Source organism: Asticcacaulis endophyticus (assembly GCF_014652575.1).
GTDB lineage: Bacteria > Pseudomonadota > Alphaproteobacteria > Caulobacterales > Caulobacteraceae > Asticcacaulis > Asticcacaulis endophyticus.
Window position 1 is genome coordinate 12,706 of the sequence record NZ_BMZB01000004.1, and the last position, 13,937, is coordinate 26,642.

A 13,937-nucleotide genomic window follows, 5' to 3' on the forward strand; every position below is an offset into this window, starting at 1 on the left:
GTTAATCTGCCATCACACTGAAAATTTGTACACTGGCGCTGACAATATGCCGACGCACCGTCCGGGTTGACAGGTTGAGTTTTGAGGCAATCTCCTCCTGACTGAGGCCATCCACACGCCTGAGCAACAGCACCTGACGCGTGATGGAGGGCAGGCCACCCAGAACTTTCAACACCTCATCAAGAAACCTGATGGCCTCCAAGATCCGCTCAGGGGTAATCGGATAGGTATCATCATTATGAAGAGCAAAGCATTCGATTACGGAGCGTTCGATCTCACGTCGGCGGATGTCATCCACCATAAGGCGGCGGGCGATGGTGGCGAGAAGGCTGCGGGGTGAAGCGGGAGTGACCTCAGGCAAGCGCTCAAGCAATCGGCAGAATGTATCATGGCTAAGGTCTGCTGCACGATCCGGACAGCGCAGACGGCGTTCCAGCCATTTAGCGAGCCACTCGCCATGACCGATATAGAGCCCTTCAACTGTTCCGGTTCCCGTTTTCATTTCTTGCCGCCGTTGTTGTTACGACGGGGATTATTTAGCAAATGCGAACTATTTGCAATATTGGGGGCGAAATAATGCAATGTGTGTCCGCTTTTGCGGTTTCAACCGTCCTGAATACGAAAGCCTTATTAATCTCAGGAAACCGAATATGAAAAATCGTTTCTCAGGTGCTGCCTGCGCAGCCCTGGCTATCGCGTTCACCACAGCGGCGGTGACAGGTGTGGTGTCACCTGCATGCGCTCAGGCATCAGTGACAAAAGTCAATTTTAGTATTCCCGCCGGTCCGCTGGACGCCGCGATTGTTCAGCTTGGTCGTCAGGGGGGCGTCATGATTGCCATTCTGCCAGAAACGGTTCGGGGGAAACAAACTTCGGGGCTGAGGGGGGGATATACGACCTCCGAGGCATTAGAGCGGCTGCTGCAAGGGACGTCTTTATCGGCGCAACCTGACGGCCGTGGTGGTTTTGTGATCCGTCAGGTTGCGGTTGAGCGGGTGGTTCAACGCTCAGCCAAGCCTGTCGCTGAAACTGTGACATCGGGGCCTGAGGATATTGCCGAAGTTGTCGTGGTCGGGCAGACCACAAGCGTGCTGGTTGGGGCAAAGCAACTGGAACAAACTCAGGCCAACGATCTGGCCGATATCTTCCGCAATACCCCGTCCGTATCAGTCGGCGGGTCGGTCGGTATTGCTCAGAAAGTCTATGTCCGGGGGATGGAAGACACTCTGCTCAATGTAACGGTGGACGGCGCACCTCAGACCGGCACGTTGTTCCACCATATCGGGCGGGTGCAGATTGAGCCTGAATTGATGAAGAGCGTCAAGTTGCAGGCTGGGGCGGGTGAGGCGACTTCAGGCTTTGGTGCAGTGGGCGGGGCCTTGCGATTCCGAACCAAAAGCGCGGAAGATCTGCTGTCGGAGGGGGAGCCGTTTGGAATGCTAGGCAAGGCGTCGTGGTTCAGCAACAACGGCTATAAGGGCAGTGTCACCGCCTATGGCCGCCTGTCGGATAACTGGAGTTTGCTCGGATCTCTGGTCTATGTTGATCGTGATGACATGCAGGATGGTGATGGTGACCGGCTTTATGGCACAGCGGCAGAGCAGGCCCTGGGGTTTCTGAAGCTATCGGGGAAACTGGCGCCCAACCATTTCCTGTCGGTAAGCTATGAACACCGCGATGAGGAAGGCAAATTTGGCCAAAGACCAAACTGGCCTGCCCTTGAAGGGGCTATTTTGTATCCGGCGGAGGCAGGGCGACGCACAACTGTAGCTAACTATCGCAACGAACTGGGTGACCTGGTGAATATGGATGTCACGGCCTATTACACCCGTGCCGAATTTACTCAGGATATCTTTACGCGCTGGGGGCGTTATGGTGCCAAGATCGATACGTTCGGCTTTGATGTCCGCAACACCAGCCGTTTTGGGGCGCATGAGTTGATCTATGGGATTGAGCACAAGACTGACCGCGTGAGCAGCGAATATCTGGGCGACGCACAAGCTATCGCCGACTGGGCCTGGAACCCGGCTGTGGCGGCCTTTAAGGAGGAGGGCCGTCTTTGGGGAGCTTATGTGCAAGGCCACTTTCAGGTCTCCGATCCGCTGCTGATCAGTGCCGGTGTACGTTATGATGACTACGATCTTGAGCAGGTAACCTACGACAGCGGCACATCAAGTCAGGGCTTTAGCGGAAATATCGGTCTGAAATACGCGTTTACAGATACGCTGTCGCTCACCGCAGGACATGCTCAGGCCTTCCGGGGCAAGGAAGTGGGTGACGCCTTTACGCTGGAACGCCGTCCAGGCCGGATCACCCTGGCGCCTAACCTTGAGCCTGAGCGTGTGGATAATACCGAAGTGGGGCTAACCTATAAGGCCACAAGGCTGCGCGGTTCAGCCTCCCTCTACCAAATGACAATTGACGACGTTATCATGGATCAGATCGGCGCCGGTGCCCCGCCTCAGGATGCCACCTATTATGAAAATGTCGGCAAATTTGAAACGAAGGGTTTTGAACTGAGGGTCGGCTATAGCTGGCCGCGTGTCAGTGCCGATGTGTTTTATACAACCTATGATTCAGAACTGAATGGCCGGGCGGTTGAAGGCTACGAAGAAATTGGTCTCGCCAACGCATCGGGTGATCAGTGGAACCTCAATGTCGCGTGGCAGGCCGCCAGTAATATTGATACAGGTTTCAACGTCCGCCACGTTCAGGCCCTGAACGATATTCCGGTGCTGTACCGCGCGCGCGAAATTGGCTGGATTGCCGATATCCAGCGTGTTGATAAACCCAGCTATACGGTCGCGGATATCTTTATCGACTGGAAACCAAAGGGCCTTGATCGTCTACGGGTCAATATTGCGGTTCAAAACCTGTTTGACGTAAAGTACCGCGATCACGCCAGTGTCGCCGACTATAATCACATTCCCGACTGGGAAGGGATTGCCGGGGTCTATGAGGCCGGACGCGATGTCCGGGTGTCGCTGGCTTATGAATTCTGATGCCCGCTGGCCGCATTCGGAAAATATCATGGCCGGAGGTTCGCCCCCGGCCATGGCTCATTCTCTGGCATCGTTGGTTTGGCGTGCTGGGTGCTTTATGGCTGGCCGTGCTCGGTCTGACGGGCTCGGCCATTGTCTATTATGATGAACTCGATGCGCTTCTGAACACTGACCTGAGGCGCGTTCAGGTCCAAGGTGAGCATGTGTCCGCGCAAAGCTGGGTTCAGGCGGCGCAGGATGCTTATCCTGAGCGTTTTGTCCGGTTCGTAGATTTGCCGCAAACTGACCGTAGCAGCGTCCTTATGACCTTGCCTTTGCGCCCGTATGCCGCAGGTGAGGGCGGTGACATAGATGTGTTTGTAAATCCCTACACGGGGCAGGTTCTGGGTTCCAGAACCCATGAGGATGGGCTGGGGCGGCGCCATCTCATGAACTTTGTTTATGGGTTGCACATGGACCTGCACCTGGGTGGGGCGATGGTATGGTTTTTGGGACTTGTGTCCCTGTTGTGGGTGATAGACCACGTTGTCGCGGCGATTTTATCATTCCCATCACTCAAAAAATGGACCGCAAGCTTTCGGGTGCGATTTAGGGGTGGGGGTTATAAACGTACCTTTGATCTCCATCGGGCCGGCGGGCTGTGGCTGATGCCCATCACGCTTATACTGGCGGTGTCGGGGCTTTATTTTAACTGGTACGACGGCTTTGTCCGCACGGTTGATGCGATCTCCCCGACGACACCGCGCGCCATTTTCACGGTTCCAGCCCTTGAGACGCCGATCCATGATCCACAAGTATCATTCGGGCAGGCTATGGACGTGGTTAATTCCGTCGGTGATCAGTCCCGGATAGACCTGATGGCCTATAATCCGGCCAAAGGGGTCTATGAACTGCGTTTATATGATCCGCGCGACATTGACACCTATGGACGGCGCTTAATGGTTGTTGACGGGCGTGGAGGGCATTTGATCAGCGATCGGCACGTCACCGAAGGCGGTGCCGGCGATGTATTCCTGGCCTGGCAATATCCTTTACATTCGGGCAAGGCCTTCGGCGCGTTCGGCCGTGCCGTCATATTTGTTTCCGGATTGGTATTAACCTGTATCTGCGTCACAGGTCTGCTGATCTGGTGGCGCAAGCGCAAAGCCCGCGTGCGTGCACCGATATAAGCTATGTTGCGGCTGGCCGGTGTTTTGTGACGTGTGTTCCGTTAAATGTCGGTTTAGAACCGCTTAACGGCGAGATAATCCGGTTGCAGGCGTCATACCGAGCAGCCAAAAACCAACAGATACATGAAGGTCGGGCGCTTTAAGTTAGTTGTATAGGGGGCTTTGGCGGTGATCAACAGGGCATTTTGAGATCCTGCATGCTTGCACTAACCATTCATTTCGATTAACGGCGCGATGAATAGAGATGGTGTTCATGTTTTGCAGTCCATATTCCCATTCAAAAAGTAAGGAAATATTATCTAAGTAAGAACATTGTTCTCTAAGGCTTTTACAGGGTTTGGGGCAGAATAACATGTTTTGGGATTCAACTAGCGACGCGACGTTACAAGCGATTTCGAAGTCTCAGGCTCTGATTGAATTTTCTATGGATGGAACGATCCTGAGTGCTAACGAGAATTTCCTATCGGCGGTTGGTTATACACTCGCCGAGGTCAAGGGGAAGCACCACAGCATATTTGTGCCCCCCGCTTATCGGGATAGCGATCAATACCAACGCTTCTGGGCGAACCTGAAACAAGGCCGGTTCGATTCCGCTGAGTACCTGCGTATCGGAAAAGGGGGAAAAGAAGTCTGGATTCTGGCCTCTTACAATCCCGTCCTGGATCGCAACGGTCGGCCGATCAAGGTCGTCAAGATAGCAACGGATATAACCGCTCAAAAACTCAAGACCGCTGAATTTGAAGGACAAATCGCTGCTATTAATAAAGCCCAAGCCGTTATCCATTTCGATCTTGCTGGCAATGTTCTCGAAGCCAATGAGAATTTTCTTAGTGCCCTAGGCTATGAGATTGGGGAGATCAAAGGGCGCCATCACTCTATGTTTGTCGAACTGGGCTACGGGCGATCGTCAGAATACAAAGCCTTCTGGGACGCGCTTGCCAGAGGGGAGTTCCAGGCTGCTGAATATAAACGGATCGGTAAAGGGGGACGTGAAGTCTGGATTCAGGCGTCTTACAATCCCATCTTTGACGCCACAGGCATTCCCTTTAAGGTCGTGAAGTTTGCAACGGACATCACGCCACAGGTACGTGAGCGGTTAAGGCGCGAGCAGGTTCAGGCCGGAATAACCCGCGATCTCGAAGAGATCACAACCGCGATCTCAGAAGTGACGAGCTTAGCGTCGGGTGCCGCCGCTGCCTCAACCCAAACATCGTCGAATGTGCAGGTTGTCGCCGCGGGTGCTGAGGAACTCGTAGCGTCGGTAAGCGAGATAAATCATCAGGTTCATACCGCGCTCGATGTTTCCGCCTCCGCGGTTCAAAAGGCGACTGAATCCACTGAGATTGTGTCAGGTCTGTTTTCGGCCGCCCAACGTATCGGCGACGTGGTTGGACTGATCAATCAAATCGCCTCACAAACCAATTTGCTCGCACTGAACGCTACTATTGAGGCGGCGCGTGCGGGTGAGGCCGGTAAAGGCTTTGCTGTTGTTGCTACTGAGGTTAAAACCCTGGCTACCCAGACGTCTAAAGCCACGGATGAAATCCGGACCCAGATCACGGAAGTCCAGGCTTCCACTGAAAAGGCCGTCGCATCCATCGAGGCAATTACGCAGATCATTGATCAGATCAATTCGATATCGACAAGTATTGCTGGGGCCATGAATGAGCAGTCGGCCGTGGTGCGTGACATCGCATCTAACATGCAGGTGGCTGCCAGTAGCGTCGATTCGATCACGCAAAATGCCTCTACCATTGCTAGCGCAGCAACCCAGGTTGACCAGTCGACACAAAATGTGCGCCAGGCTGCCCGTTCACTTGGTTAGGGCCGTAAAAAATGCTCCCGGATGCCCATTCAGTACCATTTCCGGGCAGGGCGCTTTGGCGACTAGCCAGTGTAAACGGGCCAGCGGCTGTGTCTATGATTGCGGGTTTCGAGCGGCGAGTACGGATGCCCTCGCGCTCCACAGTAAAATGATTGCCAGTCCAATCAGGACTGCATGCATATACCAAACTATCGGATCAATGTTTGCCATGGGTGGCCACAGGGCAGCGTGTGTCGCTACGACCGCCATCAGACCCAAACTACCCGCAACGCGTAACCCTGCTGACAATATTCTAACCGGTGTAAAGAGCGCGAGAACCAAAATCGTCAGGCTGGCGCCGCCCCAGACGGGCAGGAGTACGTTATCCGAACGGGTTATGAGCGCGCAGATTGCCGTTAAGGAATAGGCCAAAGGTTGGCTCCATACGGTTGCGGTCCAAAGCCGCTCCCAGGTTGGGGCCGGACGGCCCTTGTCACGCCGCCGGGCCAGCCAGATGGCGATACCACTTGAGGTGACCGCAGCAAGGCCCATGCCCAGAACGCCATAGATAACCTTAAGCGGCCAACCGCCAAACCATCCAAAATGAAGGGGCGACAGGGTCGAATAGATTTTCTGGCCTGTTGTGCCTTTTTCCCATCCCCAGTTTCCAAGATACTTAGCCTTGCGGTCATAAACATGCATTTCGCCGCGCGAAAGCTTGCCTCTGGTTTCGGCACTGACGGCGATGGCCGCGCCTTCTTCGCCGGGATGCTCGATCATGATGTAGGTCGGCACCGCATGGGGTTCGCGCGATTTAAGATCGAACAGAATGTTTTTGATATCCGGCTGCGGCGCCGGACGCGGATCATCGATCGGGTGAGGGCCTGTGAACAAAGCATAGGCCTTATTGACATCACCTTTAAACACGGCCAGCGCCAGTACGCCGACAACAATTGTTGTCAGTCCAAGAAACGCGCCGGTCAGGGATACTATGATATGAAACGGCAGTCCCCAGACCCCGATGCGATTATGCAGATCGGCTTCCTGGAGGCGCTTATTCGTGCCCAGCCTTAGCGAAAAGGCATCCTTGAAAACGCGCGGATGCGACAATATCCCCGATATGAGCGATGACAGCAATGCTACACCGGTCAGACCGACCACGAAACCGCCCCAGGCATCCGGCAGGTGCAGGCGGACATGTAAAAAGGCCTGAAAATTAGACCAGGCATCGACGGTTTCCTGTTTCAGATTACCCTGCGCATCTGCAACCCAGGTTATATCCTTGTGGGCTTTATCTTCGTGGTCTGGCTGAACCATCACACGAATCAGCGGGGCATCATCCGTTGGCAGAGTGATGAAAACGTGGTGTGCCCACGGCGCTTTTGCCAGTGTCTGAGTCAGGGTTCGCTCAATAACATCCGGTGTCACGTCGTGGACAACAGGGGAGGTCGGGTTTTCCCAGCGGCGAAACTCAGTAGTAAAAACCGCCACCGCACCGGAAAAGCAAACGATGTAGATCAGGGCCGCGAACGCCAGCCCAAGTGCGGAATGGCCGGCCAGCATGGCGCGCACAAAAGCGGCCGGAATTTTTGGCCAGATAGGTTTACGGCTCATGCCAGGGTTCCTTTCAGAAAGGCCGCACCCAATGAAAGGAACGCAACGCCAAACAGGACAGCAAAGGCCCGGATGATTTTGTCATCAGATAATGTCCATGCCATGCCGCCGGCCCACAGAAAAGGCACCAAAACGCCGCCTACAACCATGCGGGTCTGAGGCGCGCCCGGAAAGCAGATCGCGACGAATAGGCCCACGCCCATGGCGGCAATACCCGCCATAGGGCCGGCCAGAAACCCTCGAATCCACCCGCGCCACGCCACGCGCTTACGGTCGGATGGCTCAAGGGCAAGTTCGCGACCGGCACGAGCCTTAACAACTCGGATGGTGTAATTGGAAACGGCGACGCTCATACCCGCTGCGCAGGCGATAGCGAGGGCTATGAAGGCTCCGCGTACCGGCCCAAGCATGGCGGCGGCCATAATGGCTGAGACCAGAAACAACGCCCAGCCCAGAATAATAAACCACGGTCGCTTTGGTCCCGGTTTTGACCAGGCAGCTTTAAGCGCAAAAGCCCCCGCTAACGCGAGGGCTAGGGCACCGGCTTGGTAAGCCGTTTCCCAGTTCATCAGAAGTTGGCCTCAAGAATGATTCCGACGGTGCGGGGGGCACCCAGAAGGGAGATGCCGTCGTCGGGGCGATCATACTGCGAATATTTTTCATCAAGCAGGTTATTGGCATAGATATAAGCCGCCCAGGCGCCGGCATCATAGCCAAGTTTGGTGTTGATGAGCGTGCGAGCCTTGACCTTTAAATCATTATCGACTCCCTGATAGTTCTCAGCGCGGTAACTGGCGTTGAGATTGGCAAACAGGCCGTTGTCGCCTCGCCAAGTGCCGCCTGCTGATACCGTCCAGCGTGGGGCGTACATGAATTCCTTACCGGAGAAGTCCGTGACCAGACTGCCCTGATCGACGCTGAATTCATCGAATTCGGTTTTGGAGTAGCCGACCGAGCCGTACCAGTCGAAGTTTGAAGTCAGGCGCTGGGCGACCTCGACCTCAAAACCATAGAGGTGCGATTTACCGGCATTCTTGGTTTCATAGTCGAACTCGTTCAGGCCCATATTGACGTTTACCTGCTGATCGGTCCAGTCGATGTAATAGGTGTTGGCATTGACCGTCAGGCTGTTGTCCAGCCAGGCGCTGCGCCATGAGAACTCATAATTGGTAGTATATTCAGGATCATAGGCCACAACCGTTGATCGGGCTTGATTGATGACCGATCCACCCGAACGATAACCACGCTGTGCAATGAAGCTCAGCGACATGGCATCGGTGAAGTCGTACTTTACGCCCAACTTGGGCAGCCAGGCCTCGAAGGTGCGGGTTTGAAGGGCCGTGTCGGAGTTGGCCCCGGACACCTGACCAATAACAAGGGCATTGATACCGGAAATCGCCGGTTGAATTTCGGCCGGATAATTGGCCGGGTTGGGGAGGGTGCCAGCGAAGATGGCAACCTGCGTCGTGCCGACACCATACTCCTCACGGTCATAACGCAAACCGCCGAGCACCGACAGCTTTGGACTAATATGCCAACTGCCGTCCGCAAACACAGCGGTATTTTCGACCGTTTCAGGTGATTGTGACGTCACATCGACCGGAATGACGGGCAAGGCCTGCGCATAAAGGTTGGCAATAAAGGTGGCTGTGCCCTGATCAAGGCCGCTCAGCATCAAACCGCCAATGATGGTCGGTACTGGGGTTGTCACATTGGTGAGGGAGGTCATGTCGGCGTCGCTGTCACGCTTGGAATGATAAAGCCCGAGAAGACCAGTGAAACGCTCACTCCGGTAGTTCAGGCGGGCCTCCTGCGACCATGTCTTGGCAAGCTGAGCCTGAGTGCCATAGGAAATGTCCTGTTCGGTCGAATCCTGATCGTAGGACATGGTCGTGTCGAACTTATTGTGCGACACTACGCCCGACAGTGTCAGGCGGTCTGAGATTTCGTAACTGGCCTCAACCGTGAAAATATCGGTCTTGGTGGTGTTGGTATTGGGATAATTCGATGTGTTGATGCGGTTATCGTAATAGTCCGGGACATCGGTGCGGGCATAGGTGAACAGATAACCGGAATCGAATTTATTGTGAGCGTAGGTGGCAATGACCTCCAGCCCGTCAACCGCCTTAGGACGAAACAGAAGCTTGCCGCGCAGGTTCAGGTTCTTGACCGGGTTTTCCTGAGTATGGCGGGTGGTGTTATAGATATAGCCATCAGAATGACGGTTATCCGCCGACAGGCGAAAGGCGACCTGATCTTCGATCAGAGGGCCGCCTACGGCGGCTGAAATATTACGGTCACCCTGATCCGAGACCAGCGCCTGCATCTTATATTCATAATTAAACGTCGGGTCTTTAGAGCGGATGATGACCGCACCGGCAAGCGCATTCTTACCCTGAAGGGTTGATTGCGGGCCACGGAAAATTTCGATCTGACCGACATCCCACATTTCCAGAGGGCCGGAATAAACGGCACGTTCCGGCAGGGCCGCACCATCGACATAGATGGTCGCCAGCGAACCCGCGCCACCGCCGGAAACGTTCAGGTTGGAAATGCCGCGAATGGTAAAGCCGGTTGGGCCGTAAGTTTCCGACATATTGGCGGTGCGTTGCACAACGTCGTAGAAATTCTGAATGTTCTCATCCTGAATCTTCTTCGTCGTGGTTACAGCTACCGAAGATTGGGTGTTTTGGAGCGACCGGCGCGTTTTTTCACCTGTTACGACGACTTCCGTCACTGCGTCGGCATCATCCGGGCCTAAAGGCGCATCGGCCTGCGCTGGTAAATATGATAATAGTGCTATCAGGTTGACAGCAGAGACCAGGCTTAATTTCATTTTCTTTGCACCCAAACGGAAAGTTATTGCAATTCAATTGCAGTAGCAGTTTTTGGATTTGATAGTCAATCGCATCTGTGGGGGCTACGTTTGATTGGTGGGGGCGAATTTGATGGTGTTAATGTTGGGGGTATATAGGCAGCTAAACCTTGGGCTAAGATCCATGTAGTCCTGCGCCAAGCAGCCGGTGCGGAGTAGGTGGCCGAATGAAGGCGGCATCGTGTCGCCGTTTTATACGTATAACCACCTTTGCTTTCATTACGCCTGACATTTTGTCGATGACGGTGATGATGGCATCGCATCCTGACTTACGGATGTATAGGTTGGAGCACACTCATCCTTCAGGAGCTTAGCGATATTGTGGCAATCTTCACAAAAGACGGCCTTACCTTACTTCCCGAAATTATGGATAGGGCAATTCTTACCTCAAATTTAATTGACGAACCGCTCAAAGGCCGTGCTCAGATCACTGACTTTTTAAGGGCATTGGAGACGATTTACGTCTCTGCAACCGACATATACCGAGCGGAGACGCATATCACAGAAATCATAGTCACTCGCGTACTTCTGGCTACAGGAACCAGGCTTACGGTGATTATAATCGGCACGCGAGACTGTGACGGGTGGATTTCTGGTATTGCTATGGACCATCAACCGCACAGTAATATCGCAGGGATATCACGCTTACTTTCCGCCCTCATGAGTCCAACACCAACTTAGCCCAGACCACCTGAATAAGGCTTTGCTGCGGTAATTCGCTAAGCGGGGAGAGTGGAATGTACCCAAATGTCCACTTTAGGGGCTTGTTCCGCTTTGGCGTCGAATTAAGCCTGTGTGTGTTGTCACGTAACGCAAGACCCGCAGGGAAGTCAGGCTTATATTGCATGGCCTAAGTAGAATCCGAGTCTATTTCCTCGGACTAGATTAGTCGTATGGATTTAGGGCCGGAGGTTGAGAAAGCGCCTATGGCAAATCATAGATTGCCGCACGCCCCGGCCATCCCCAATGGCAGATGTGGTTATCAGATGAGGGCGCAAGGATCGGTCCCCTCGGTCCTTGCGCCCATTGGCAATTTACGTTTTTCAAAGTTATACTCATGCCCGACAGTGCCGTTACCTTTAAATAGGTTGACGGCCTAAGCGAAGATCTCGCGCAAGCCCGGCTTAAATTGGAAGGTGCCAATGATTTGCCGCGCACGCATCAGAACACCGCTGCGTATCGCCTGCGAATTGCGGCGCGAGCCTATGTTGCTGCTGCTTTTCGGGGGGGTACCTTTTGCTGAGTCCTGAAAGAGCTTTGATTCTGGTCGCCTTTGCCAGCCTGTCCGTTATCATTACTGTCATTCATGAGGCCCCTGATTGAAGGCGGCACATACCTGTAAGCGCATTCAGGCCCTTCCGCTATGCTCACGTCCGATTTTACCAGAACGCTGATTTGGTTTTAACTCGACGACATTTTGCATCCTTGGAAAACAAACTTTGAATACGGTCCCGTCGCGCTCAGAAGATGTGACGCTGATTTTGCCGCCATGTGCCGTCACGATCTCCTTGGAGATGAAAAGGCCAAGCCCCAGGCTTGTAGAAGTTGGCTGGTTTGTCGAGGGCTGAATTGAATGCGCCCTGGTGAGTGCGTTGAATAGGTAGGGAATATCCGCGGGATTTATTGGAAAGCCATCGTTGTGAACTGAAATGACAATATCGCGTGGCATGCCTTCGACGCGCACGGTGATGGGTGTGCTTTTAAAACCGTACTGCACGGCGTTGCCAATCAGGTTCGACAGCACTTGGCCAATGCGCGCCTTATCCCATATGCCACTGACATCACCGGAGGTCGTCAGCTCAAATTCCTGATGGGGGTGCATTGCCCGCATTTCTTCAACTAGTTGTCGGCTGACAAATCCCATATCCATGGGCTGACGAATGATGGGCAGGCCCGATCCCAATCGTGAGCGGGTCATGTCCAGCAGATTGGTGACAATCTCATTAGCGCGACCTGAACTTTCGACGATCTGAGCCTGGAGCATGGCCTGGCGTTCACTGAGGTCGCCTAATCTGATTGCCAGCTCTGCCGACATTGAAATAGCCCCCAAAGGGTTGCGCAAATCGTGGCTAAGTATGCCTAGGAAAAGGTTTCGGGCGAGTTCAAGTTTAGCCGAGAAATCGGTGATCGATTCCTCCAGGGCCTGATCAATGGCTTCATTGAACCGGGTCAGATCATCAAAATCGTGCGAGGTGGGGGTAACGCCAGATGCTCTCCATAGTCGCACAACACTGGTCCTGAGCGCACGATATTCTGACACCATCTGATCCATGTTGAACCCACCGTCATAGCGCAGCGAGGCATGAACTTCAGCAGCACTGGGGTGTGGGTCGTGCAACTTCTCCCCGTGAGACTTGACTATCTGTTCGCTGTCGGTTTGAACCGAGTCAATATCGGCGATTATGAAGTCGAGGATTTCGCTGATGTGATCTCTAATCGCCAGCGATCCCATGTGCTCACCCGAAGGCGTCAGAGATTTAGCAAACGCCTCCCAATCAGAAATAATGGACGCCGTGTTTTCGCGAATAAAATCAGATAAACGCATGGCAATCTCCGTTGTTTGTTAGGGGGGGGCTCTCCTTTGGCTACCGTGCGGCCATCAGTTTCACCGGTGATGGGAATGGTCAGGAAACAATGTATATCGTGAGTTGCGAAAACTGTGGTAGCCTCGGTAAATACGCAGATCCACCTCTCAGCTCCGAATAATCGGGGCGTAAGTGGGTTCGTTGAAAAGCCAGAAATGGCAGCCCGCGATGCACGCTTCCTATCTATTCCCGAAAAACAGTCCGACAGGTTTGGATCAACTGAGCCCGAAAACCGCCGAGGCATCTGACCTGCGTTCAGAACCCACAGAACACCGCTCCACCATTTATGTGGTTGATGACGATTGCCTTGTCCGCGACGGCATACGTGATCTGCTGCAACCGATGGGCCTTGCGATTGAGGATTTCGGAAATTGCGAAACCTTTCTGGAGGCCTATACGCCGGGCAAGGATAGCTGCCTGTTGCTTGATGTCTGTTTGCCGGGGATGAGTGGCCTGGAGCTTTTGCAGACGTTTCAAAGAGAGGGTGATAAAATACCCACCGTCATGATTACGGGGCGTGGCGATATTGCCTTGGCGGTTGAGGCTATGAAAGCCGGCGCGTCGGACTTTCTGGAAAAGCCGGTTACGCGGCAACGGTTGATGAAGTGTGTGGAGGTGGCCGTCAAGACCTCAAAAGGTCTCAACCGGCGTCAGGGGGAACATAAAGCCACCGCGGCGCACCTGGCTGGGTTAACCCCCCGCCAGACAGAAATTATGGGCCTTGTCCTCGCGGGATATCCAAACAAGAACATTGCGGCAGACCTTGGCATCAGTCAGCGCACGGTGGAAAATCACCGCGCTTCGATTATGCGCAAACTGGGCGCGAAATCCTTGCCGGAACTGGCACGTTTCGTCATGAGCGCCGAGATAAATGCCGCTTCATGAAGG

General features: G+C 53.9%; 9 protein-coding genes. 4 read left to right on the plus strand and 5 right to left on the minus strand.

The window, feature by feature from the left end; translation table 11 throughout:
• Window position 1: 1 nt before the first annotated feature.
• Window positions 2-502, minus strand: a complete 501-nt coding sequence (locus IE102_RS13205) for a sigma-70 family RNA polymerase sigma factor (protein ID WP_189487457.1) — start codon at window positions 500-502, stop codon at window positions 2-4.
• Between the two features lie 148 nt (window positions 503-650).
• Between IE102_RS13205 and IE102_RS13210 the strand changes: the two genes are divergently transcribed.
• The 3 genes from IE102_RS13210 (at window position 651) to IE102_RS13220 (ending at window position 5,996) form a co-directional block, all read left to right on the plus strand.
• Window positions 651-3,002: a TonB-dependent receptor gene (locus tag IE102_RS13210; RefSeq protein WP_189487459.1), complete on the plus strand. Its 2,352-nt coding sequence runs from the start codon at window positions 651-653 to the stop codon at window positions 3,000-3,002.
• Window positions 3,002-4,171 carry a PepSY-associated TM helix domain-containing protein gene (locus IE102_RS13215; RefSeq protein ID WP_268247483.1) on the plus strand — a complete coding sequence of 390 codons (1,170 nt, stop codon included), beginning with the start codon at window positions 3,002-3,004 and terminating at the stop codon, window positions 4,169-4,171. The genes IE102_RS13210 and IE102_RS13215 overlap by 1 nt, the downstream gene beginning before the upstream one ends.
• 352 nt (window positions 4,172-4,523) lie before the next feature.
• Entirely contained in the window at window positions 4,524-5,996 is a 1,473-nt protein-coding gene (locus tag IE102_RS13220; protein WP_189487462.1) for a methyl-accepting chemotaxis protein, read from the plus strand.
• A 93-nt stretch (window positions 5,997-6,089) separates the two neighbouring features.
• Here the strand turns inward: IE102_RS13220 and IE102_RS13225 are convergent, their stop codons facing one another.
• The 4 genes from IE102_RS13225 to IE102_RS13240 form a co-directional block, all read right to left on the minus strand.
• A complete protein-coding gene (locus tag IE102_RS13225; protein ID WP_189487464.1) occupies window positions 6,090-7,589 on the minus strand; it encodes a PepSY-associated TM helix domain-containing protein in 1,500 nt (499 codons plus the stop codon).
• Window positions 7,586-8,158, minus strand: a complete 573-nt coding sequence (locus IE102_RS13230; RefSeq protein ID WP_189487466.1) for a hypothetical protein — start codon at window positions 8,156-8,158, stop codon at window positions 7,586-7,588. The genes IE102_RS13225 and IE102_RS13230 overlap by 4 nt, the downstream gene beginning before the upstream one ends.
• Window positions 8,158-10,425 carry a TonB-dependent receptor gene (locus IE102_RS13235; RefSeq protein ID WP_189487468.1) on the minus strand — a complete coding sequence of 756 codons (2,268 nt, stop codon included), beginning with the start codon at window positions 10,423-10,425 and terminating at the stop codon, window positions 8,158-8,160. The genes IE102_RS13230 and IE102_RS13235 overlap by 1 nt, the downstream gene beginning before the upstream one ends.
• Window positions 10,426-11,812: 1,387 nt before the next feature.
• A complete protein-coding gene (locus IE102_RS13240; RefSeq protein ID WP_189487470.1) occupies window positions 11,813-13,009 on the minus strand; it encodes a sensor histidine kinase in 1,197 nt (398 codons plus the stop codon).
• 208 nt (window positions 13,010-13,217) lie between these two features.
• On the opposite strand from IE102_RS13240, the gene IE102_RS13245 reads away from it, so the two are divergent.
• A complete protein-coding gene (locus tag IE102_RS13245; RefSeq protein WP_189487472.1) occupies window positions 13,218-13,934 on the plus strand; it encodes a response regulator transcription factor in 717 nt (238 codons plus the stop codon).
• Window positions 13,935-13,937: the final 3 nt, after the last annotated feature.